The organism is Salinirubrum litoreum (genome assembly GCF_020567425.1).
GTDB classification, from domain to species: Archaea; Halobacteriota; Halobacteria; order Halobacteriales; family Haloferacaceae; genus Salinirubrum; species Salinirubrum litoreum.
This window is the reverse complement of the sequence record NZ_JAJCVJ010000003.1, coordinates 105,052-127,970: the sequence shown is the minus strand read 5'-3', so window position 1 is coordinate 127,970 and position 22,919 is coordinate 105,052. Positions and strand designations below refer to the sequence as shown.

Below are 22,919 nucleotides of genomic sequence, written 5' to 3'. Positions count from 1 at the left end.
GATGATTGACCAAAATGTTTAATACACGGTAGCAGACAGTCTGTTCGTACGCATGTCAGGACCTACTGGCGACTATAGCGATATGATTAGCCGACGGCGTTTCGTCGAACTAACTGGTGTCTCCGGTGCAGCAGCCCTCGCCGGCTGTAGCGGTGGTGGTGGCGCCGGCACCAGCAGCGGGGACGAGAGCGAGAGCGAGGACGACGGATCTACCAGCACCGAGGGAGGGTCGAGTGTCTCCGACGCCACCCTGGTCGGGGCGACCAACAACGGCGTCCCGACGAACATGCACGTGAACCCGATGGGGACCCAGAACTACGACTGGATCGCCGGGAACCACCTCTTCGAGCGGTTCGCCGCCTACAACTTCGAGACGCAGGAGTTCGAACTGGCCGGCCTCGAGTCATGGTCCTTCGAGGGCGAGACGGTGACACTCACGATCCGCGACGACCTGACGTGGGACACCGGCGACGACGTCACCGCCGGCGACGTCATCACCCAGTTCCGACTGATGAAGAAGACCAACGCCACGCTCTGGGACTTCGCCGAGAGCGTCGAACAGGGCGAGGACGACAAGACGGTCGTCATCTCGCTCGAGCGACCGTCGAACCCGGAGATCATCAAGCACACGCTCGCGAACGGCGACCTGCGGATCCACGGCTACCAGCCGGTCTTCAACGAGTTCCTCGACAAGGAGGCCTCTGCGATCCAGCAGTTCCAGTGGGAGGAGGACATCCACGGCAACGGTCCCTTCAGCTACGAGTCGAAGAGCGATCAGGCGTGGACGCTCTCGCGCAACGAGGAGTTCCACAGCGCGGACAACGTCACGTTCACCGAGTACCAACTGCTGAACCGACAGGACAACACCGCACTCCAGCAGGGGCTGATGGGTCGTGAACTCGACGTCGTCACGAGTCTGTTCGCCCCGCCGAAGATCGTCGCGAACTTCCCGGACTCCGTCGAGGAGATCCCGCTTCCGGCGAAGTGGGGCTACGGGATCATGTTCAACCACGACGACCCCGTCTTCGGCAAGCGGAAGGTCCGCCAGGCAGTCGCACACGTCATCAACCGCCAACAGGTCGCCGAGAACGCCGGGCCGCGCACGAAAGACCCGGCACCGAAGATCACCGGTATCGCACCGAGCGACCAGGAGAGCTGGCTCGGCGACGCCTACGGCGACTTCGAGGGGTACGGCATGGACGCGACCCAGTCCGAGAAAGCCGCCTCGCTGCTTCGTGAGGCAGGCTACTCGAAGTCCGGCGGCACGTGGAAAGACGAGAACGGCGACACCATCGGCGGAAGCTACGTGACGCCGGCCGGGTGGACCGACTGGACGACGGCGACCAACACCGTCGTCGACCAGTTGAACTCCTTCGGCTTCGACTTCGAGATCAAGTCACTGCCCGGCGGAGACTACTTCGGGTCGTACATCGAGTCCAACTTCACGATGGGTGCGTTCTACTGGCTCCCCGGCGGCGCTCGCTCGTCGTTCCCGTACTTCCCGCTCCGCTGGCAGATGCGCATCCCGGACGTCGACGGCGGCCACAACTTCCCGAGCGGCGAACACACCGTCCCCGCGATGGACGGGTCGGGCGAGATGACCCTGAACCCGCTCGAAGAGATCCAGACCGTCGCGACCACGCAGGACGAGGGCGAGGTCTCCGAGACCGTCAAACGCGTCGCGTGGCACCACAACCAGAACATCCCGGTGCTCGGGCTGGTCGGCAAACTCGACCAGTCGTGGCTCACGGATGGCAACTGGAACGTCCCGTCGGAAGACGACCCCGCCCGTGGCGTCAAGTGGCCGTCCCACTGGCTCCCGAAGCAGGGCAAGCTGACCCCGAAGAACGAGTAAACACAGTACGCAATGGTCAACTACTACGTCCGCCGGACCGCCCGGGTGTTCGCCACGATCTTCCTCGTGGCGTCGCTCACCTTCGGGCTGATCCGGCTACTCCCCGGCGGTCCGTTCACCCAGTTGCGCGCGACACTCCTCCGGCAGGGCGTCCCTGCCGAGGAGGTAGACGCGAGAATCGCCAACCTGCAGAACATCCGGCCGGACGCCCCGCTGTACGAGCAGTACGCGAACTACATGCTCTCGCTCGCACAGGGGAACCTCGGGGAGTCTATCGCGCTCAACGAACCCGTCGTGGCGATCATCGCCAAGGCGGCACCGTGGACGATATTCGTGGTCCTGGTCTCGACGGTACTCGTCTTCGTGGTGGGTATCTTCCTCGGGTCACTCCAGGCGTACTGGGAAGGCTCCAAGTTCGACCAGGTGCTGTCGGGCATCTCCATCTCTCTGATGTCGGTGCCCTTCTACGTGGTCGCCGTCATCCTGCTGTACGTCTTCGCGTACCAGTTCGGCTGGCTCCCGACGGCTGGAACGGTCGGGACCAGCGTGGAACGTGAACTGAGCGTCCCGTTCCTGTTGAGTGCGCTGGAACACAGCATCCTGCCCATCGTCTCGTACACGCTCGGGGCCATCGGCGGGCAGGCGCTGGCGATGCGCGGGAACAGCATCCAGGTACTCGGCAACGACTACGTCCAGGTCGCTCGGTTGCGTGGTCTCTCGGACCGGCGGATCGCGACCCGGTACGTCGCCCGGAACGCCATCCTCCCGATGTACACGGGCTTTCTGCTCCTGCTCGGGTTCCGCCTGGGCGGGACCGTCATCTTAGAGCAGATCTTCTCGTACACGGGACTGGGCTACTACCTGTTCTCGTCGCTCACGTCCAACGACTACCCGCTGATGATGGGGACCTTCCTCGTCATCACCGTGGCACTGGTCCTCGGCGTCTACGTCGCCGACCTGACTTACAGCAAGATCGATCCGCGGATCAGCGCAGGAGACTCCGATGAAGCATACTGAAAGCGAGAACACGGGCGTCGACTGGCGAAGCGAGAGCACGTCGGCACCCGACGTGACGAGACGGGAGCGACTCCGCGAGGTGTACGAAGACGGGGTCCGGACGCCGTTGCTCGTCGCCTGGGCCGACTGGCGGACCCGGTTCGGACTCCTCATCGTCGGGGGGTACCTCGCGATGGCACTCGTCGCGGTGTTCGGTCTCTGGCGAGAACCCTCGACGAGTCAGGCACCGCGCTACCTGATGCTGTTCGAGAACATGAACTACCCCCTCGGCACGACCGCCTCGGGGACGGATCTGGCGGCGCTCATCATCTACTCGACGCCGGACATCCTGCTGATGATCACCGCCGGTGCCGTCTGGGCGACCGGCGTCGCCGTCGCCATCGGCACCATCGCCGGCTACAAGGGCGGGCAGGTCGATCAGGCGCTGATGTCCTTCTCGGACCTCGTGATGGCGATTCCGGGGCTCCCGCTGGTGATCATCCTGGCGGTGACGCTGAACCCGGAGAACCCGATTCTCCTGGGCGTCATCATCAACATCAGCTACTGGGCCGGCCTCGGTCGGTCCCTGCGTTCGCAGGTGCTCACCATCCGGCAGAACGACTACGTCGAGGCCTCCCGGACGATGGGCGTCAGTACGCCGCGCATCATCTGGAAGGACATCATCCCGAACCTCATGCCGTACGTGACGGTCAACTTCGTGTTCGCCGCACGCTACGTCATGTTCGCCTCGGTCGGGTTGTTCTTCCTCGGCGTCCTGCCGTACTCGAAGCAGAACTGGGGCGTCACCCTCAACTTCGCGTACAGCGGCGGGGCGCTGTTCTCCTGGAGTGCGGCCCACTGGTTGCTCGCACCGATGCTGGCGATCATGGGGCTCTCGCTGGGACTCATCCTGCTCGGACAGGGGATGGACCGCGTGTTCAACCCCCGCGTCCGGACTCGGATGGCCGGCGAATCGAAGTCGACGGCGTCCGACGACGAAGACACGGGCCTGACGGAGGTGCTCTAGATGGCATCAGATCAGACGACACGACGACGGGCAGAGGCGACGACGAGCGATCCGATCATCGAGATGCGCAACGCGAAGGTCACGTACGACGGGGGCGAGACGTTCGTCCTCGACGACGTGAGCCTCTCCGTCGAGCGCAACGAGGTGGTCGGCGTCGTCGGCGAGAGTGGGAGCGGGAAGTCGATGCTCGCGTCGGCGATGCTGGACGCGATTCCCGACCCCGGCCAACTCTCCGGCGAGATCATCTACAACAGAGCCGACGGCACCGAGATCGACATCCTCGAACTCAGTCAGGAGGAACTCCGGCAGTTCCGCTGGGAAGAGGTCGCGATGGTGTTCCAGGGTGCGATGAGTTCGTTCAACCCCACGATGAAGATCGGCGGGCACTTCCGCGAGACGCTGAAGGCCCACGACGCCCGTGTGACCGAAGGGATGGAGTTCGCACGCGAACTCCTCTCGGATCTGTATCTCGACCCGGAGCGCGTGCTCGACTCGTACCCGCACGAACTCTCCGGCGGGATGCAACAGCGCGCGCTCATCGCCCTGTCGCTCATCTTGGAGCCGAACGTCCTCGTGATGGACGAACCGACGGCCGCACTGGACCTGCTGATGCAGCGGTCGATCCTGATGCTCCTCCAGGAGTTACAGGAGAAGTACGACCTGACGATGGTGTTCATCACGCACGACCTGCCGCTGGTGGCCGCACTGGCCGACCGGATGGCCGTGATGTACGCCTTCGACCTCATCGAGGTCGCACCACGCGACCAACTCATCGGCAACTCCGGCCACCCGTACACGCGGGCACTGCTGAACTCGACGCCGAACCTCGACGCGCCACTCGAGGAGATGCGACCGATCGAGGGACAGAGTCCGGCACCGATCAACGTGCCGCCGGGCTGTTCGTACGCACCGCGCTGTCCGCTCGCGACGGAGGAGTGCCGGTCGTCGGACCCGCCGTTCTACGACGCGGGTTCGGACCACGAGGCGGCCTGTCACCACTGGGAAGACGCCAGAGAGACGATCGAGCTGAACTTCGAGGCGATCGAGCAGGACGCGGTCGGCGCGGAGACGGAGGAACGACGATGAGTCAGATCGACCACGCCGACGCGAGACGAGGTGACGACGCACCGCTCGTCTCCCTGGAGAACGTCGAAGTCCACTTCGAGGAGAGCCAGGGGATGTTCAACTTCTTCGACGACCCGGACGTCGTCAGAGCCGTCGACGGCATCTCGCTGGACATCGAGGAGAACGACGTCCTCGCCCTGGTCGGCGAGAGTGGCTGTGGGAAGTCGACGCTCGGCAAGACGTCCATCGGTCTCCAGCGGCCGACCGGTGGCACCGTCCGCTACCGGGGACAGGACATCTGGGCGGCCAACGACGGCCGGGGCGACGTCGACATCCCGTTCGAGGAGATCCGCTCCTCGCTCCAGATCATCCACCAGGACCCCGGTAGTTCGTTGAACCCGAACCAGCGGATCGTCGAGATCCTCTCACAGCCGATTCGCCAGACCCACCCCAACGTCGGCCGGAGCGAACGCCGCGAACGCATCTACTCGCTGCTCGAACGGGTCGGCATGAACCCGGCGGCGGACTTCGCCGACCGGTACCCCCACCAGCTGAGTGGCGGCGAGCAACAGCGCGTCGCGCTGTCGCGTGCGCTCCTGATGAACCCGGACCTCATCCTCGCCGACGAGGCGATCAGCGCACTCGACGTCTCCCTGCGCGTGGAGATGATGGACCTGATGCTCGACCTGCAGGACGACTTCGACACCTCGTTCGTGTTCATCTCGCACGACCTCTCGAACGCTCGCTACTTCGCTGAACACGGCAACGGCCGCATCGGTGTGATGTACCTGGGCGAACTCGTCGAGGTCGGGCCGGCCGAGCAACTCATCGAGGACCCGAAGCACCCGTACACGAACGTCCTGCGGTGGGCGACCCCGGACCTCGCGCTGCACGCGTCCGGGGCGAGCGACCCGCCGATGCGGAAGATCGACATCCCCGACCCGGTGAACCCACCGAGTGGCTGTCGGTTCCACACGCGCTGTCCGGAAGCCAGAGAGGCGTGCCGTGAGCAGTGTCCGTCGCTGGAGGGGTCCGGCGACCACCAGGCGGCGTGTTTCCGCAACCAACCGGACCACGAGTACTGGGACAGCGCCCCGCTCGACGACTGACGGTCAGTCGCCCGACGAGGGTGCGACGCCATGCGGCTCTCGCTGGAGACGGCATCCTTTTTGCGACGTGTCGAGTGGATCCGGTATGGCTACGAGTCCTGACAGTGTCGTCGTGACGGGCGCACTCGGCGGTGCGGGCCGGTGGGTCGTGGATCGACTCCTCGAAGACGGGATCGAGATCGTCGCAGTCGACCGCGAACTTCCGACGGGAGACCCCCCGGAGCGTGTCGACTTCCGCGCGCTGGACCTCGTCGACGCCGGGGAGACGATGGACCTCCTGCTGGACGTCGACCCCGACGCAGTCGTCCACCTCGCGGCGATTCCCGATCCACTGAACCACGCCGGCGAGCGCGTCTACCGGAACAACGTCCAGAGTACGTACAACGTGATGAACGCGGCCGGCCGTGTCGGTGCCGATCTGACGTGGACCTCCAGCGAGTCGGCCTACGGCTTCCCGTTCGCCGACGACCTGCGTTCGCCAGACTCACTCCCGATAGACGAGAGCCACCCGCTCCGGCCCGAGGACCCCTACGGTCTCTCGAAGGTGACCGGCGAGGAGACCGCGAAGGCAGTCGTCCGCCGGGACGGCATCTCCGCCGTCTCGATCCGGCCCTCGTGGGTCCAGTACCCCGGCGAGTACTTCGTCACCGACATCCGCGACGCCTTCGAGTTGGACGCACTGGCGGCGAACCCCACGGACGCCGTCGGCGGTGGGCCCGGCAACTTCTGGTCGTACGTCGACGTCCGGGACCTCGCCGACCAGATCGCGCGCTCCCTCCACGTCGATATCGACGGCCACGAGGCCGTCCACTGTCACGCCACCGACAACTACCTCGGCGTCGACACCGCCGATCTGTTCGAGGTGTTGCTGGGTGAGGTTCCCGAACCGTGTGACCTCTCCGGCGACGAGTCGGCGTTCTCGACGGCGAAGGCACGACGCCTCCTCGACTGGGAGCCAGCACACGGGTGGCGAACCGAGTCGGCGGTCGACGGGCCCGACTTCGGCGCACCGTAGCGTGACACGACGGCGGCCGGTCACCCGACGTGTTCCGCCTCCGGTGAACTTTTCACATCGACACCGGAAGACCGTACGTGGAGTACACGACACTCGGAGCGACCGGAACGGAAGTGAGTCGCATCTGTCTGGGCTGTATGAGCTTCGGCAGTGAGGAACCCTGGATGCTCGACGAGGAGGCGTCCCGCGAGATCATCGACCGCGCCGTCGAACTCGGGATCAACTTCTTCGACACCGCGAACGCCTACTCCGCCGGCGAGAGCGAGGAGATTCTCGGGCGCGCACTCGACGAGCGCGACCGCGCCGAACAGGTCGTCGCCACGAAGACGTTCTTCCCCGTCGGCGAGGACGGTCCCAACCAGAGTGGACTCTCCCGGAAGGCGATCGAGCAGGAACTCTCGGACTCGCTCGACCGACTGGGGATGGACACGGTCGACCTCCTGCAGATCCACCGCTGGGACGACGACACCCCTATCGAGAACACGCTCGGGGCGCTGGACGACGCGGTCCGCCGGGGTGAGGTGCGACACCTCGGCGCCTCCTCGATGTGGGCCTACCAACTCGCCGATGCGCTGGAGACCTCTCGCGCGCGCGGCCTCGAACGGTTCGTCTCGATGCAGAACCACTACCACCTCGCCTACCGCGAGGAGGAACGCGAGATGCTGCCGCTGTGTGAGAGGGAGGACGTCGGCGTCATCCCGTGGGGACCACTCGGGCAGGGGTATCTCACGCGCCCGCACGATGAGTTGGAGGCGACGACGCGCGGCGACCCGGCGAACCACCACAACCCCACGCCGGAGTACGACGCGGGCGGCGGGGAGGAGATCAACGAACGGGTCCAGGAACTGGCGGCCGACTACGGCGTCTCGATGGCGCAACTGTCGCTCGCGTGGCTCCTGCACAAAGAGTGGGTGACCGCACCCGTCGTCGGCACCACCAGCGTCGAACATCTCGAAGAGGCCGTCGAAGCGGTGGAGATCGACCTCGCCGACTCCGATATCGACTACCTCGAAGCCCCGTACGAACCGCAACCGATCATCGGCCACGAGTAGACGGCCGTCTCGTCACCGAACGATCCTGTCTCGCCGACTCCTACTCGTCGGCCGGTTCCGGCGTCAGTCGCCCCGACGCGACCATCGCTTCGAGCGGGTGGTCGTCCCCGTCTGCGGGCAGGTCGACGCGACCGGTTCGCCGTACCGACTCGTAGCCCGCGAAGATGATCTCGGCCGTGTTGAGGCCGATGCGTCCGCTCAGTGTCGGTTCGGTCCCGGTGTCGAGCCCGTCGACGACCGCCGTCACCGCCCGGTCCTGGAAGGCCGACCCGTACCGGTCCGTCTCTGCGCCGGTGGCGTGCATCGTCTCGCCGTCCACGTCGACTGCCCTGCGGTCGCTCCCGTGTGCGACCTCCAGCATCGGACCGTCCGTCACGTCGATCCGGATCTCGCCGTCAGTGCCGCGAAGGACGAAGGCGGCGTCGGCGAAGTCACTGCCCTCACCGCCCGAGAGCGTCCCGTAGACGCCGTTCTCGTAGCGCCACTGCGCCCACATCTGGTTCTCCTGGTGGGTCCCGAACCGGACGTCCTCATCGCGGTAGTCGAGTGCGGCCAGCACCCACTCCGCGCCGTGTTCGTCGGTGAACATCCCCGCGAGGTCGATGGTGTGGGCACCGGTGTCGTAGAAGTCACCCCAGGTGATCTCGACCCGCTGGAGGTCGCCGATCTCACCCGCGTCGAGGAGTCGCTTCGCCTCGACGAACGGCTTGCCGAACCGTCGCTGCCGATTGAACGTCACCTGCACGTCGCGTCGCCAACACTCTTGGACCATCGACCGCGCGTCCGCCCAGTTCGTCGCCATCGGCTTCTCACAGTGGACGGCGTCGACCGTACCGCTTCGCGCACACCCGACCACGACGTCGTGGTGGACTGCGGGCGGGACCGCGACGCTGGCGATGTCCGGGTCCAGTTCGGCCAGCATCTGCTCGTAGTCCTCGTAGACGGCCCTCTCCGGGAGGTCGAACGCGTCTGCGAACGCGGCAGCGTTCTCGGGGACGATGTCCGCGACCCCGACCACCTCACACCGGTCGTCGTTCTCGAACCCTTCGGCGTGTCGATACCCCATCGCGAACCCGTCGACCGACGGGTTCGACGGGTCCGGTCCAGCACCGATGATAGCGACGTCGTACGTGTTCATTGCTCGTCCCCACCGTCGTCGAAGCGGGTGAAAACCGTTACGCCCTGCGGAGCCGAGACGAGCGAGCGAGGCGTTCGGATCGGTGTCGCGGCCGCCCGACTGGGTGGCTCACCCCAATCTATTTACTGTCACTCGGTGAGAAAGTCGTATGGGTGGACACTACACGCGTCATCGGTTCGTCTCTCAGTTCGTCGGGCGGCCGTGGTGGATCACGGCGGTGGGCACGGCGAGTGTGGTCGCGTACGTGCTCGTGGTGTACTTCTTCGGACCGGCGCTGGCGTGGGGGAACAACATCGTCCTCCTCGGCGGGTTCGTCGGCGGACTCGTCGCCGGCTTCGGCCTCGGGACGAACAGCTACGACGGCATGGTCGCCGGCCTCCGGGCCGGGGCCTACGGGGTGGTGGTGCTGGCGCTCTTGGCCGTGGTCGCGCTGTTCGTCCTCTGGTACTCGGCGTCGCGTCAACTGTTCCTCTACTGGGCACCCTTCTACGGGGCCGTGAGTGTCGTCGCACTCGTTCCCGTGTACGGGTTCTCGGGTGTCGTCGGCGGAGCGCTCGGCGTCGTCGTCCGGCGCTGGGTCGTCCCCGACCACCTGAACCCGGACGCGTACTGAGGACACGGCTGGGAGGCCCTGGACTCAGTCGGTGACGACCGTGGTGAAGCCGTCGAAGTTGAGGATGACCGCCTGGGCGAAGTCTCCGAAGACGGCCTTTCCCGTCGGCGAACGGTCCGTCCCGACGATGAACACGTGGTCACAGTCGTGGTCCGTGGCCGCGTCGAGGACTCGCTGGGCGCGGGAGTCCGCCGAGTCGACCGACACCACGATCCGGACGTCGAGGCCTGCGGTCGACACCGTGGACTCGACGAACTCCCGTGCATCACCGGCGGCCCCCTCGACGACGCTTCGGTGGGTGTAGTCGGTGTTCTCCACTCGGCCGACCGACTCCAGCGTCGTCACGTCGGCATCGTACTCCGCCGCGTCGAGGTGCCAGAGGACGACGAGTTCGTCGTCGTCGCCAGCACAGTCGACCGCTTCGGTCAGCAGTTCGCGATGCGTCTCCGTCGCTCTGAGGCTCACGAGCGCGCGTTCCATCGACTAGTGCTCCACGGGTCGGCGAATAAGTGTATCGGAGGCACCTCCGTGTTCGGTCGGCAGGCGGGCCGTCCGCCGCCGACAGCGACCGCCCGTCGGACGGCGTGGCGAGTAGATCACAGACGCCCGGTCGGAGCCGCCCGTGACCGGGATATTAATGACCGTTCGTTCGCAGGTGAGGGTATGGGACTGAGAGAAGTTGCCGTAGACGGCGTCTGTGAACAGCGGAACCAGATTCCGCTGCTGCTCGCCGTCGTCCTCGTGATGGGGGTACTCCTCGCGTTCTCGTTTCTGTTTCTCGAACCGGGGACCGCCGGCTACGTCATCGCACTCGTCGACGCCATCCTCGTCGGGGGCTGTCTCGTCACGTTCGTCGGCGTCTACTGGTACTGTACGAAGCAGGCGATGGGGAGCTGATCGTCTCTCTCGGCCGTCTCGGCGTCCGGTGGCGTGAATCTCTCTCCCCGTCGCTCCGCGACGCGTGCGAGGGTGGCCCGACGGGCCGACTACTGCCGGAGGAACGCTGCCGTCTCCGCGGCGAACGCCGCCACCTCGTCGTGCGGATCCGTCTCCGCGGTGGCTTCGAGTGCGGCGACGGCGTCGGTCGCCCCGACGTAGCCGAGCGTTCGAATCGCGCGCGACCGGAGCACGGTCTCGTCCGCGTCGAGACACGCGACGATGGCGTCGGTGAACGGAGCGACCGCCGCCGGTCGCTCGCGGCCGACCGCGCCGAGGGTGTCGAGCGCCGCACCGCGAACGACCGGGTCCTCGTGGTCCAGCAGGTCGGCGACGCCCGCCACGTGGTCGACGACCGCCGTCGGTGTCGCTTCGGCGACCGCGACGACGACGTTGGCGAACAACTGGCGAGCGAGGCTCGCGTGCTGCTGTTCCTCCTGTTCGTGCTGTCGGATCGTCTGGCGAGTCTCCCGGTCGTCGACGGACTCGGCGATGGAGTCGTCGCCCGCGACGGTGAGTTGCTCGTCGAGAGCGTCGACCAGTACCCCCACGACCGACGTGCAGTACGCCGGGCGTTCGCGGCCGACGACCGCCAGTACCTGCGCCCCGGCCACCTGGACGCCTGCGAGGTCCGACTCGGCGAGCGACGCGGCTCGCTCGACGACGTCCTCGACGGCCGTCACGTCGGCCACCGCTACCTCGTAGAGTGCAGAGGCGGCCGACTGGACGACACCGGGATTGTCTGCCGTCAGCGCGTGCCCGAGTTCACCGACAAGCGGTCGAACCGCGTCGACGTCCGCCTCGACGAGTCGTTCACAGGCACGGGCCCCGCGCTGACGGACGTGTGCTCGTGACGACGTGAGCGCCGCCCGAATCTCGTCGGCGTCCAGCGCCTCGGGGAGGACGTCGTCCAGCACCACGTCTGCCAGCGGGGTATCGCTAGTCCCAGCCATGCCAGGTGCTCTCGGCCGACGGGAAAAATACGTACCGGTCGACCGGAGCCTCGACCCGCCTTCGCCGTCACCACTAGTGGTCTCCTCGTCGGCGGTCAGGTGGCCCCCTCGTAGCACAGGTCGACGAACTGTTCGAGCGGGAGCGCGACGGCGAGTCGTCGGAGTTCGACGTCCTCGGCGACCGCGCCGCGGCCGCCGACGCGGACCGCCTCCGCCCCGGCGTCCACGGTGACCGTCTTCATCCCGGCGAGGTCGGCGTAGGTCGGCCGGCCGTTCGATCCCGACGGGCCGTCCGGATACTCGATGTCGACGACGGTACCCGAGACGCGGCGGTGGGTGCCCGACGTCGTGTCGGTGCCGTCGACGACGACCGGAATCGGGAGCCCCGACCCCAGCAGTGGCTCGACGTCGCGGATGAACTCGATGATGTCGACGTAGGTGGTGAAGTCGGCGTAGTCGCGGACGAACAACGGTTCACTGCCGGCCCACCGCCCGGCGAGAAAGAACCAGTGGAAGATGTACGCGATGGACTCGCTGTTGAGTGTCACCACGTAGTCGTCGCTGGCAGTCGGATGGGGTGCCATCCAGACCGAGGTTCTGTCGACGATGACGAGAAACGGCGACGGGATGCGGTGTGCACGAAGCTCCGACACCGGTTGACACTGCACGGTCCCGAGGTTCGACGCCTGTTCGAGCGTGACGCGGACGACGACGTCGGACTCGCAGGCGTCGCGGAGCGCGGATCGAAGCTGGAAGTAGTTGGCCTCCGTGGTGACGACCTCGACCAGGTTCTCGGCCGCGCGGACGTCGGCCCGGATCTGGGCGATCGCCCCGCCGATACCGTTGTCCAGCAGGGTGAGGCTGTGTTCCTGGAAGTCGGACTGTTGCCACTCGTCTTCGATGTGGTCGGCGGTCTCTGCCAGCGTCTGGCCGGTCCGCCGGAGTTGATCGAGGATCTCCGTCGGATCGTCCGCTCTGGCGTGGCGCTTCCCGTCGCGCGTGAACGTCTCGACGTGTCCCTGTGCGTCGAGACTGGAGACGACGTCGTAGACGCGAGACCGCGGGACGGAACTCTCGGAGGCCAGCACGGTCAACGGCACCGAGTCGTACTCGACGAGCGTGGCGTACGTCTGTGCCTCGTACGCACTGAACCCGATCCGTTCCAGTTCCTCGACGGCGTCTTCTTTGCGCATGGGACGGAAGTCTATCACCTACGAACGTTCATGATGGTATTTCACTTTCGATCTCTGATTCGACGTATCCGCAGACAGCACAGAAATACTCCCGCAGGAAGGACGGTTCGGCTCGCGTCTGCAGAGCTGTCGCGCGGTCGCCACCCGCGGAGCTCAGAATCGACCGCGTGTGACGACGGTCTCGCCGCCGAACTCCGGCGATGTCGAGCTGACTTCTGTGGCGACCGAACGACGTGCGACGCCCTCGGATGGCCTGCGACGGTCAGGCGCCGTCTTCGACCTCGGTCGCCGTCGCGGACGTTGTGTTCCCCGCCGCGTCGGCGACGACCAGTTCGACCTCGTAGGTGTGCCCGTCGTTCTCCGCTTTGTTCGCACGCAGGTTCTGCTGGTCGGCCGCAGAGCCGCCACCGACGCCGATGGAGACGGTGTCCTCGATGGCCCCGTCCGTCGTGTCAGTCAACGTCAGATCGACCGTCGAGAGGTCAGTGTCGCTGTCGGAGACCGCCCAGTCCACGGTGAAGTCGGCGTGTGGGTCGTTCCCCGCGCTCTCGGCGACCGAGAGAGTGTCGACCGTCGGTCCGCCGGAACTGGTGGACTCGCTCTCGGTGACCGTCGTCGAGTCCGACGTGGTGTTGCCGGCCGCGTCGGTGACGGTCAGCCCGACCGTGTAGTCGTTGCCGGAGCCGTCGTCGCCGGGTGCGACGAGTCGAGTCGTCCCGCTGGCACTGGACCCACTGACACTGCTCGTGGCCGTGTCGTCGGTGGTGCCCGCCGTCTCGTCGGTGAGGGTGAGATCGACCGACGAGAGGTCGCCGTCCCCGTCCGAAACGCTCCACGAGACGTCGAACGCAGCGTCCGACGTACTGGTCTCGACTTCGCTGGCAGAGAGACTCTCCACGGTCGACGCAGAGCCCGAGCCACCACCGTCCCCGTCCGACGACGTGGCCATCGAGTTGGCCGGGACCGACAGCGAGGTGCCGTCGGAGAAGGTGACCGTCGTCGAACTGCTGGACGGGTTGTACGCGACGTACGTCTTCGAACTGCCGTCGTCGTAGACCGTCGTCAGCGGGTGGTCGGCCGTGATGGACTTGACCGCCGTCCCCATCGCGTCGGTGTTGTAGATCCAGTGGTAGGTGTGTGCGCGACTCTCGCCGAACTCGACCGGGTAGCTGTCCTTTCTGGCCGTCCAGAGGTTCTTCGCGTCGGCCACGTCCGAGAGCGCGCGGAACATCCAGTGGATATCGGGCCAGTACTGGAAACTGTCGCCGTCGGGGTCGTTGTTCACCAGTTCGGTGTAGTTCGCCTCGGCGGCGGGGACGTCCCAGCCGAGATACGACGACGAGGCGGCGAGCGGCAGGAAGTTGATCCCGTGGATCGCCTCCACGTCGGTGGTGAAGAACGTGTCGTACTTGTAGCCGTCTCCCCACACCATCGCCGCCGTGTCGTACGCCCAGTTCGACGGCTGGTTCGTGTCGTCCACGTCGAACCAGTACTCCTGGACTGCGTGGACTTCGGTGGTGTAGAGGAACACGCCCGCGTCGCGGAGGGCGGTGTCGCCGGTGTACTCGCCCCAGAGGATCATCGAGGCGTAGGCGTTGATCGCCTCGGAAGAGGACTCCTGGTTGTTCCCGTCGGCGAAGTCCGCGCCGCCGCCGTCGGCCCACGAATGCCCCTCGTAGGGGCTGAAGTTCCGCAGGAACGGGAACGAGTCCTTCGGGTTGCTGGCCGGCGACTGGGTGTTTGAGCGATCCGGTCGCTCCCAGTTGGCGAAGTCACGGACGAGGAGTCGGACCATCGACCCCCAGTTGGCGTCCTGCGCCCACGTTCGGTCGTTGCGGGCGATCTCCGCCGCGCCACGGACGTAGTAGCCGTAGTGGAAGTGGTGGTCGTTGATGTTCGCACCGGAGCCGAACGAGTCGTTGTACCCGACGAGGGTGCCCCAGTTCTGGTCGTAGTAGAACACGTCCTCCGAGCGAGTGCTTCCCTCCTGGCTGGCGTCGAGCCAGAGTTCGAGGTCGTCCCGCAGGCCCAGCGTGTTCTGGTCGCCGTTCAGGAAGTAGTCGGCCGCCGTGGTGTCGCCGACCTGTTCGGCGATGGGGATCAGTTCGGCCAGTCGACCGTAGTTCTTCCCGGTCCAGTAGGTGCCGTCGCCGGGGCTGTCCGGGCCTGTCTCGACGAGCGTCCTGTTGGACTCCTCCTCGTCGACGTAACTCGCCAGTTCCGCCGAGTCGTAGCTCCCCTCGTCGGGCAGGAACGGGAGCACGCCGGGGAAGGTGTAGGTGACCTGGAACGACGAGGTCCCGCTGATGGTTTTCATCGGCCCGCGTGCGGAGGTGTAGGTGTACGGCGTGAACGACGCCGAGGCGTACTTGTGCTGGTGGGGGAACAGCCCGAGGAACGACCCGGTCGCCCCACTCTCGGCTTTGTTCTCGGTCGTCACGTCGAACGTCGTCGTCACCTCGCCGGCCGACTGGTCGTACGACCACGACACCGTGGAGTCGCGGATGAAGTTGTAGGCGTAGGTCTCCAGTTCGGAGAGCGCGGTGCTGGTCGCTTCGGGGAGTGCGGCCACGGTGAGATAGCCGGCACCGTTCAGCGTGCTGGTGAGTTCGGTCGTCCCCTGTCCGGACCACGTCGCCCCGGACGGTGCGTACAGTCCGTAGGCGTGGCCGTCGATCTCGACGCCGAGGACGTTCCCGTCGTCGGCGAACACCGTCGGTGTCGAGGGGAAGGAGACGACCGCACCGCCGCCCTCGTACTCGGCGAAGACGTACGGCGACCCCTGTGAGATAGTCGTGGTGAGCGTCGTCGAGGTGCCGTCGCCCCACTTCGCCACCGTGTGCCAGTCGCCGTACCCGTCACAACGGGTGTCCGAGAACGACGACGTGGCCGAGTGGCCGATGGTCAGGTCGCGCGAGTCGTCCATCATGGCGACCCCGTCCGTGACACCCGACGACGTGATGTTCCAGTCGGTCGGGTTGCTCACGTCCAGGCCGGCACCGGAGGCGGTCGCCGCGATCGGGTGGGCGAACATCGGGTTGGAGTACTGGAACCAGAGAAGCGTACTCCACCAGTCGTTCGTCGGGATCGGGGCCGACACGTTCGCGGTGGTGTACTGCGTATCCTGTGGCGACCCCTCGCCGCTGGGCACGGTCGTCACGTAACTCCCGTTGCCGACACTCACCTCCTGTGCGCTGGCGAGCCCCGAGAGACTCGGGACGAGGCTGGTCGCGGCCGCCGCCCGCAGGAGGCCACGCTTGGTCAGCGGCAGTGTCCCGTCACCACCGTCCCCGTCCGTCTCCGGGGGTGTCTCTCCCGTTCGCTCGCGCTGTCTACCGTCGTCTGGTGTGTGCTCGTGCATAGTGACTGCTCCGCTCGTGTACCGGCAGATACACGAAACGACGTGCTAAATAAAGGCGTCTGTCGGCATATTCACTGTTACCACGTGAGTGGTGACAACGTTCATGAGAGATCGTGTCTCGGTGCGTAGAGTCGTCCGAACGGTCACCGTCGGAGCGGTCCGTGTCGACACGTAAATACACAAGCGAGTTACAACCGGAACGTATAGAAAAACACTTGTGTTTGGCACGCTACGACGAGACAATGCGTTACCGAACACTCTTAGAACGGCGCGTGGACGAGTGGGAGGACGGTTACGGCGTCGTCCAGATCGTCAACCCGGAGTCGACCGACGAGACCGAACTGCGGTTCTGCTACTACAAGAACGGGGAGTTCGTCAACCGCCCGCTGACGGTCGCGCCGAGTGCGGAGGTGGCAGAGCGAACCGCCGAGGTCGTCGGGACGATGGCGAGTATCGCCCGAACGTTCACCCCCGACGAGATCGAGTCACTCGTCGACGAACTGGGTGCAGACCGGGTCCTCGAACTGGCGGTCCTCATCGAGGAACTCGGCCGGGGCCGACTGCTCGAGATTCTGGAGGCACAGGGCGCGACCGACGAGTGAGGACACGAGCGTGTCCGACCGCCGAACTGCTCGGCTCACGCCGGCGTCGCCGATGCTACTATTACGTCTCTCTGCGTCGTCGTCGCATGCAGCGTTCAGTACACGGGTCGACTCCGGAGATCGCGGAGTCGGCGTTCGTCTCGGAGATGTCCTACACCGTGGGTGACGTGACGGTCGGCGAGCGATCGAGTCTCTGGCCGTTCGTCTGCCTGCGCGGTGACGACGGACCGACGGTCGTCGGCGAGGAGAGCAACGTCCAGGAGTTCACCATGCTCCACGGAGCCACGGTCGGCGACAGAGTGACCGTCGGACACGGGGTCGTCGTGGACTACGCCACCGTCGAGAGCGACTCGCTCGTCGGGATGTCGAGCACGATCCAGCGCGGCGCGGTGGTCGAATCCGAGTGTCTGGTGGCCGCGAACAGCCTCGTCACCGAGGGACAGACCATCCCGTCCGGACACCTCGCGTACGGTGCCCCGGCGGAGACCCGACCACTGGAGAGCGCACACCTCGACGAGATCGGCCGCATCCACGACCTCTACGTCGACCACGCAGCGACGTACAAGGAGGCGGGACTGGAGTGAGCGCGAGCACGCGCGCTTCCTCGCGCGCGGGGCCGCTGTAGTACGCGCGGCTTCCTCGCGCGCGGGGCCGCTGTAGTACGCGCGGCCCGGAAGCCGGCGGCGTTCGCACTTCGTGATACCGTCCCGATCGCGCGTCGACACTCCGCACTCACGCAAGCTATTTTACCCGCGTCTGTGAGTCACAGACGAGGACGACCATGTCAGCCGATCCCACACCGGATAGTGAGCGGATCGTCCACGAGCCCAGTCAGGAGTTCGTCGAATCTACCAACGTCTGGCAGTTCATGCAGACGTACGGTATCGAGGACCGCGAGGCCGTCATCGAGCGGACGACCACGGACCTCGACGGAGAGCCGGAGTCCGGCGTCGACTGGTTCTGGGACGAACTCGTCGACTACCTCGGTGTCGACTTCTTCGAGGACTACGACTCGGTCCGCGACGACACCGACGGGCCGCAGTTCACCGACTGGTATCCCGGCGGCGAGTTGAACATCGCGTACAACACGGTCGACCGGCACGCGGCCGTCGACAGCGAGACGCGGAACACGGTCGCCACCATCTGGGAGGGCGAGGACGGGGAGGTGCGGGAGGTCACGTACCACGAACTCCACCGGCAGGCGAACAAGGTCGCCAACGCCCTCGCGGAGCGAGACGTCGAGACGGGCGACCGCGTCGGGCTCTACATGCCGATGGTGCCCGAGGTCGTGAGCATCCTCTACGGCTGTTTCAAGATCGGTGCCGTCGCGGTCCCCATCTTCTCCGGCTTCGGCGTGGACGCGACCGCGACCCGGCTGGAGGACCCCGCCTGTGACGTGCTGTTCACCGCAGACGGCTTCTACCGGCGCGGGAGCGAGGTGACGCTGAAAGGTGCCGCAGACGAGGCGATCGAACAGGCCGACCACCACGTGGCCCACACCATCGTCTACGAACGGTTCGCGGACACCGACACCGTGGTCGACGTGCCGATGACCGAAGGCAGGGATCAGTTCTGGGACGCGGCCGTCGAGCCTCAGTCGGCCACGTTCGAGACCAAGTCGCTCCCCTCGGATCAGGAGTCGATGTTGCTCTACTCGTCGGGCACCACCGGCAAACCGAAGGGGATCGTCCACACCCACGCGGGCGGGCTGTTGCAACCGGCCAAAGAGATCCACTTCGGCTTCGATCAACAGCCCGGCGACCGGTTCTTCTGGATGAGCGACATCGGCTGGATGATGGGGCCGTGGACGCTGATCGGGAACCACGCTTTCGGCGGGACCGTGTTCGTCTACGAGGGCGCGCCGGACTACCCCGACCCCGACCGCTTCTGGGCGATGATCGATCGCCACTCGCTGACACAGTTCGGCATCTCGCCGACGGCGATCCGCGCCCTGCGAAAGCAGGGCGACGAGTGGCTGGACGGCCACGACCTCTCCTCGCTCCGCCTGCTCGGGTCGACCGGCGAACCCTGGGACGCGGAGTCGTGGCTGTGGTTCTACGAGCACGTCGGCGGCGGGGACACGCCGATCATCAACATCTCGGGCGGCACGGAGATCTGCGGCTGTTTCCTGATGCCGATGCCGAACCAGTCACTCAAGCCCTGTTCGCTCGGCGGTCCCGGTCTCGGGATGGACGTCGACATCGTGAACTCGGCGGGCGAGTCGGTCGCCGACAGTCACGAACGCGGCTTCCTCGTCGCCCGCGACTCCTGTCCCTCGATGACGAAATCGCTGTGGGACGGCGACGAGCGTTACCTCGAGGAGTATTGGTCGACCTTCGCGGACCCGCCGTTGTGGGACCACGGCGACTGGGCCCAGAAAGACGAAGACGGCCTGTGGTTCCTCCACGGGCGGGCCGACGACGCGCTGAACGTCGCCGGTCGGAAGGTCGGCCCCGCCGAAGTCGAAGGTGCCGCGATGGAACACACAGAGGTCAACCAGGTCGCCGCCGTCGGCGTCCCGGACGACACGACCGGCACCGCCGTCGTCACCTACGTCGTCACCGAAGCGGGTGTCACCGAGTCGGACGACCTGCGGGCGGCGATCCGCGCGATGATCGGCGACCAACTCGGCAAACCGTTCCGGCCCCGCGAGGTGCTGTTCGTTGACGAGTTCCCGAAGACGCAGTCCGGGAAGGTCGTCCGGCGTGCCGTGCAGGCCACCTACACGGGCGAGGAACTCGGCGATCTGAGCAGTATCGAGAACCCCGAGGCGCTGGACCGCCTCGCAGACGCACGCTGAATCGGCTAGCGTCGTCTTACCGTTCGAAGCAAAGCGGGCGGCTCTCAGGGGTCGCTCGGCGGCACCGCGACCACCGGACAGGACGCCGACAGCAGCACGTCCTGTGCGGTCGACCCGAAGATCAGCTTCCCCGTCGGGCTCCGTTTGCGGAAGCCGAGCACGATGCCGTCGGCGTCGATCTCCGCGGCCTGCTCCAGAATCTCCGCCGAGGCGTCGCCCGACTCGACGGCGGTCGTTATCTCTCCGACGGCCGGTTCCAGCGTCGCTCTCGCCGTCTCGAACAGGTCCTCCGCATTGTCCAGCGCCTTCGCGTACCACCCGTCCGGTTTGTCACGGCCGCCTCGCGAGAGACTGGTCTTCTTCTCGGTGTACTCGACGACGTGCAGCAGTCGCACGTCGACCCCTTCGTGTGCCTCCGCGACGTAGGAGGCGATCACCTCGGCGTGGTTCTCGTCTTTCAGCGCGACGAGGAGCGTTCGGGCCATCGGTCACTGGCTCCGTTCGGCGTACGGCGTGATGCCGGCGGCGTCCATCTGTGCCCTGAATCGCTCGCGTCGGGCCGTCCGCTCCTGCTCGGACATCCGCTCTCGCGTCCAGATCTCGCCGCTGGTGTCCTGGTGGACCTCGACGCTGTCCACGTCGGCGAGTGCCCCGACTCGCTCGCGTATCTCGTCGTTGATGTCGAGGAAGTAGGTGCACCGCTGGGAGGTCAACAGGAGCGTGATCTCCACGTCGCCGTCGTCGATGGCGATGTCCTCGAGCAGTCCGAGGTCGACGATGTTGACCGGGTGTTCGCTCATACAACTGCAGGGGTCGAGCACCTCGAGGAGCTCGTCACGGATGGCCGTCTTCAGATCGTCGTCGAACGAGTGGTCCGGTGTGATTGAACTCGACATGGTCAGTCGTCTGCGGGGGCGGCGGTGTCGGTTCCGTAGGTCGACCACGGCGCTGCCGGGAAGTCGCCGGTCTCCTCGCGCTCCTGGCGGAGTTGGTCCCACCGGTCGCCCTCGATGTCCTTCTTCACCTGCTCGGGGTCCTTGTCGAGGAGTCGGAGCGCGTTGCCGCCCAGGATCTTCTCTTTGTCCTCCTCGGTGACCTCGGGGTAGTCCTCACCCTCGATGAGTTCCTCGGGCATCTCGAAGTTCCAGATCCCCTCGATGGGTGGCTGTGGGTGAAGCGCCGTCGCCCCGCCGGCGTAGACGATGCGGTCCGGACCGGCCCAGTAGAGCATCTCGCCGAGTGCGCGCGCGAACTTCTTCGGTCGGGTGTTCACGAGACAGGCCGTGTTCTCGAGGTTGGCGTAGACGTTGTCGTGGCTCGCCATCGCCAGCACCGTCTCCTCGACGAACGAGAAGCCGGCGTGGATGATCTCGAAGTTGAGGTCCGGGAACGAGTTCGCGGCGTCTTCCACGTCGCCCGGCTGGAAGTACCGCACCGGGGCCGTGGCAAAGGGGATGAACTTGTGGATGGCGAGGGTGTCCACCTCGCTGTCGGCGATGCGTTCGAGCAGCGGCCAGACCGCGTTCTCCGTCAACTGGAGCGAGAGGTCGTTGCCGTTCTGGTAGCGGGCCGGGTAGAACTTGATCCCCTCGACGCCGTCGCGCGCGGCGTACTCTTCGATCTGGTCGCCCGCGTCGTCCTCCAGCGGGTTGATGTCGACGTACATCGAGACGCGCTCGGGGTTCTGTTCCATGAACTCGAACCCCTTCTCCCGGGAGACGTAGCCGTCGTGGAAGTAGTCGTCCAAGGGGAGCGAGTGATAGACGGAGTAGTCGATCTGGCTCTCCAAGAAGAGGAGTCGAGCGAGTTCCTCTGGCTGGTGGTCTCGGTAGAAGACCTCCTCGGAGGGGACGTAGCCCTCGGGCAGGAGTTTCTCCCCGAGTTGAAACGTCTCGTCGTCCCAGCGCTGTGCGTGCGGATGCTTGTGGTTCTCGGGTGTGTGGTTGAAACAGTGTGAGACCGAGTCAACCACCAACGCGCCACTGTCCAGCATATCACGTGGACCATATCCAGAGACCTTAATAAATATTTGGGTGAGTGTCGACGCAGATGGATACATATACTGTATCGAGAGTGACGACGACACGGGCCGACCGCCGGGCTCCGATCGGAGACGTCGAATTACGGGTCTCGAATCGTCTGTCTCGAATCGAGAGTCCCGGATCGTCTGTCTCGAATCGTGAGTCCCGGATCGTCTGTCTCGGGTCGTGAGACCCGGATCGTATATGCCGAATCGTCTGTCTCGGGTCGTGAACGACCCTAACATTCTTACCACACTACGTCAATCGTCGGCTTGATCATGACGTTCGATCAGCCACCAGTGCGGGCACCAGACTCACCAGTACGGTCACCGCGTACACGATGTCGCAGGCAGGCGTGCCGAACCGTGGCGAGACCACAGTCGACCTCGGTCCTGGAGCCATGAGCGACAGACTGGCAGGTCGGGTCGCGGTCGTGACCGGCGCGTCCTCTGGCAACGGGCGGGCGATCGCCCGCCGCTTCGCGGAGGAGGGCGCGAAAGTGACCGTCGCCGACGTGCGCGAGGAACCACGTCTCGGGGGCACGCCGACGCACGAACTCGTCACCGAGGCGGGCGGCGACGCACTGTTCGTCGAGACGGACGTGAGTAGCGTCGCCGACCTCCGGCACGTCGTCGACGAGACGGTCTCGGCGTTCGGGTCGCTCGACGTGATGGTGAACAACGCGGGCGTCGAGAGACAGTTGCCCGTCGGCGAGGCGACCGAGGACGACTACGCGTGGCTGATGGAGATCAACCTGAAGGGAGTCTACTTCGGCTGTCAGGTCGCCATCGAGGAGATGCAGTCGCAGGACGACGGTGGCGTCGTCGTCAACATGTCCTCGATCGCCGGCCTCCGGGGACTGGCGAACTCCTCGCTGTACTGTACCTCGAAGGGCGGGGTGACGAACCTCACACGCCAACTCGCGGTCGAACAGGGCGAACACGGCATCCGGGTGAACGCGCTCAACCCCGGCTTCATCGAGACGGCGATGACGATGGAGGACGGCGAGACCGCAGACGGCATCCTCGACCAGACGCCGCTGGGGCGGGCGGGCCAACCTGAGGAGGTCGCCGACGCCGCGGTGTTCCTCGCGAGCGACGAGTCCTCGTTCGTCACGGGCCACAACCTCGTTCTCGACGGGGGTTTCACGGCCTGACGGTAGGAACGCTTATTGTTCGGTGCG

Annotated in this window: 21 protein-coding genes; 13 read left to right on the top strand and 8 right to left on the bottom strand. The window is 65.9% G+C overall.

From position 1 onward, the window contains the following. Window positions 1-82: 82 nt before the first annotated feature. From LI337_RS16560 to LI337_RS16530, 7 genes are all read left to right on the top strand, one after another. The gene (locus LI337_RS16560; RefSeq protein WP_227231023.1) at window positions 83-1,855 is read left to right on the top strand and encodes an ABC transporter substrate-binding protein; all 1,773 of its coding nucleotides are present in this window, start codon (window positions 83-85) and stop codon (window positions 1,853-1,855) included. Window positions 1,856-1,867: 12 nt separating this feature from the next. Then, entirely contained in the window at window positions 1,868-2,872 is a 1,005-nt protein-coding gene (locus LI337_RS16555) for an ABC transporter permease (RefSeq protein ID WP_227231022.1), read from the top strand. Continuing rightward, window positions 2,859-3,878: an ABC transporter permease gene (locus tag LI337_RS16550; RefSeq protein WP_227231021.1), complete on the top strand. Its 1,020-nt coding sequence runs from the start codon at window positions 2,859-2,861 to the stop codon at window positions 3,876-3,878. Before LI337_RS16555 ends, LI337_RS16550 begins: the two co-directional genes overlap by 14 nt. Next, window positions 3,879-4,964: an ABC transporter ATP-binding protein gene (locus LI337_RS16545; RefSeq protein ID WP_227231020.1), complete on the top strand. Its 1,086-nt coding sequence runs from the start codon at window positions 3,879-3,881 to the stop codon at window positions 4,962-4,964. It abuts the gene before it with no gap. Further along, a complete protein-coding gene (locus tag LI337_RS16540; protein ID WP_227231019.1) occupies window positions 4,961-6,052 on the top strand; it encodes an oligopeptide/dipeptide ABC transporter ATP-binding protein in 1,092 nt (363 codons plus the stop codon). Before LI337_RS16545 ends, LI337_RS16540 begins: the two co-directional genes overlap by 4 nt. Window positions 6,053-6,137: 85 nt before the next feature. Next, complete coding sequence (locus LI337_RS16535) at window positions 6,138-7,067, top strand: NAD-dependent epimerase/dehydratase family protein (protein WP_227231018.1); 930 nt, start codon at window positions 6,138-6,140, stop codon at window positions 7,065-7,067. 77 nt (window positions 7,068-7,144) lie between these two features. Continuing rightward, on the top strand, window positions 7,145-8,119 hold the full coding sequence (locus LI337_RS16530; RefSeq protein ID WP_227231017.1) for an aldo/keto reductase: 975 nt from the start codon (window positions 7,145-7,147) through the stop codon (window positions 8,117-8,119). Between the two features lie 40 nt (window positions 8,120-8,159). Here the strand turns inward: LI337_RS16530 and LI337_RS16525 are convergent, their stop codons facing one another. Next, on the bottom strand, window positions 8,160-9,257 hold the full coding sequence (locus LI337_RS16525; RefSeq protein WP_227231016.1) for a Gfo/Idh/MocA family protein: 1,098 nt from the start codon (window positions 9,255-9,257) through the stop codon (window positions 8,160-8,162). Window positions 9,258-9,405: 148 nt separating this feature from the next. On the opposite strand from LI337_RS16525, the gene LI337_RS16520 reads away from it, so the two are divergent. After that, a complete protein-coding gene (locus tag LI337_RS16520; RefSeq protein WP_227231015.1) occupies window positions 9,406-9,870 on the top strand; it encodes a DUF5518 domain-containing protein in 465 nt (154 codons plus the stop codon). A gap of 24 nt (window positions 9,871-9,894) precedes the next feature. Here LI337_RS16520 and LI337_RS16515 read toward each other — a convergent pair whose 3' ends face one another. After that, entirely contained in the window at window positions 9,895-10,350 is a 456-nt protein-coding gene (locus LI337_RS16515) for a universal stress protein (protein WP_227231014.1), read from the bottom strand. 183 nt (window positions 10,351-10,533) lie between these two features. On the opposite strand from LI337_RS16515, the gene LI337_RS16510 reads away from it, so the two are divergent. Beyond that, complete coding sequence (locus LI337_RS16510; RefSeq protein ID WP_227231013.1) at window positions 10,534-10,767, top strand: hypothetical protein; 234 nt, start codon at window positions 10,534-10,536, stop codon at window positions 10,765-10,767. Between the two features lie 89 nt (window positions 10,768-10,856). Here the strand turns inward: LI337_RS16510 and LI337_RS16505 are convergent, their stop codons facing one another. The 3 genes from LI337_RS16505 to LI337_RS16495 all read right to left on the bottom strand — a co-directional run bounded on the left by LI337_RS16505 (window position 10,857) and on the right by LI337_RS16495 (window position 16,313). Continuing rightward, window positions 10,857-11,759 (bottom strand): HEAT repeat domain-containing protein, encoded by a 903-nt coding sequence (locus tag LI337_RS16505; RefSeq protein ID WP_227231012.1) that lies wholly within the window; start codon window positions 11,757-11,759, stop codon window positions 10,857-10,859. 95 nt (window positions 11,760-11,854) lie between these two features. Further along, window positions 11,855-12,952 carry a TrmB family transcriptional regulator gene (locus LI337_RS16500; protein WP_227231011.1) on the bottom strand — a complete coding sequence of 366 codons (1,098 nt, stop codon included), beginning with the start codon at window positions 12,950-12,952 and terminating at the stop codon, window positions 11,855-11,857. 262 nt (window positions 12,953-13,214) lie between these two features. After that, window positions 13,215-16,313, bottom strand: a complete 3,099-nt coding sequence (locus LI337_RS16495) for a glycosyl hydrolase (protein WP_227231010.1) — start codon at window positions 16,311-16,313, stop codon at window positions 13,215-13,217. Between the two features lie 242 nt (window positions 16,314-16,555). Between LI337_RS16495 and LI337_RS16490 the strand changes: the two genes are divergently transcribed. The 3 genes from LI337_RS16490 to LI337_RS16480 all read left to right on the top strand — a co-directional run bounded on the left by LI337_RS16490 (window position 16,556) and on the right by LI337_RS16480 (window position 19,715). Next, window positions 16,556-16,915: a DUF8109 family protein gene (locus LI337_RS16490; RefSeq protein WP_227231009.1), complete on the top strand. Its 360-nt coding sequence runs from the start codon at window positions 16,556-16,558 to the stop codon at window positions 16,913-16,915. 86 nt (window positions 16,916-17,001) lie between these two features. Beyond that, window positions 17,002-17,499, top strand: a complete 498-nt coding sequence (locus LI337_RS16485) for a gamma carbonic anhydrase family protein (protein WP_227231008.1) — start codon at window positions 17,002-17,004, stop codon at window positions 17,497-17,499. Window positions 17,500-17,696: 197 nt separating this feature from the next. After that, on the top strand, window positions 17,697-19,715 hold the full coding sequence (locus LI337_RS16480) for an AMP-binding protein (RefSeq protein ID WP_227231007.1): 2,019 nt from the start codon (window positions 17,697-17,699) through the stop codon (window positions 19,713-19,715). Between the two features lie 44 nt (window positions 19,716-19,759). Here LI337_RS16480 and LI337_RS16475 read toward each other — a convergent pair whose 3' ends face one another. The 3 genes from LI337_RS16475 to LI337_RS16465 are packed head-to-tail and all read right to left on the bottom strand — an operon-like array spanning window position 19,760 to window position 21,708. Next, window positions 19,760-20,200 (bottom strand): universal stress protein, encoded by a 441-nt coding sequence (locus LI337_RS16475; protein ID WP_227231006.1) that lies wholly within the window; start codon window positions 20,198-20,200, stop codon window positions 19,760-19,762. Between the two features lie 3 nt (window positions 20,201-20,203). Further along, window positions 20,204-20,611 carry a metal-sulfur cluster assembly factor gene (locus tag LI337_RS16470; protein ID WP_227231005.1) on the bottom strand — a complete coding sequence of 136 codons (408 nt, stop codon included), beginning with the start codon at window positions 20,609-20,611 and terminating at the stop codon, window positions 20,204-20,206. 2 nt (window positions 20,612-20,613) lie between these two features. Continuing rightward, window positions 20,614-21,708 (bottom strand): amidohydrolase family protein, encoded by a 1,095-nt coding sequence (locus LI337_RS16465; protein WP_227231004.1) that lies wholly within the window; start codon window positions 21,706-21,708, stop codon window positions 20,614-20,616. 428 nt (window positions 21,709-22,136) lie between these two features. Between LI337_RS16465 and LI337_RS16460 the strand changes: the two genes are divergently transcribed. After that, window positions 22,137-22,892, top strand: a complete 756-nt coding sequence (locus tag LI337_RS16460; protein WP_227231003.1) for an SDR family NAD(P)-dependent oxidoreductase — start codon at window positions 22,137-22,139, stop codon at window positions 22,890-22,892. Window positions 22,893-22,919: the final 27 nt, after the last annotated feature.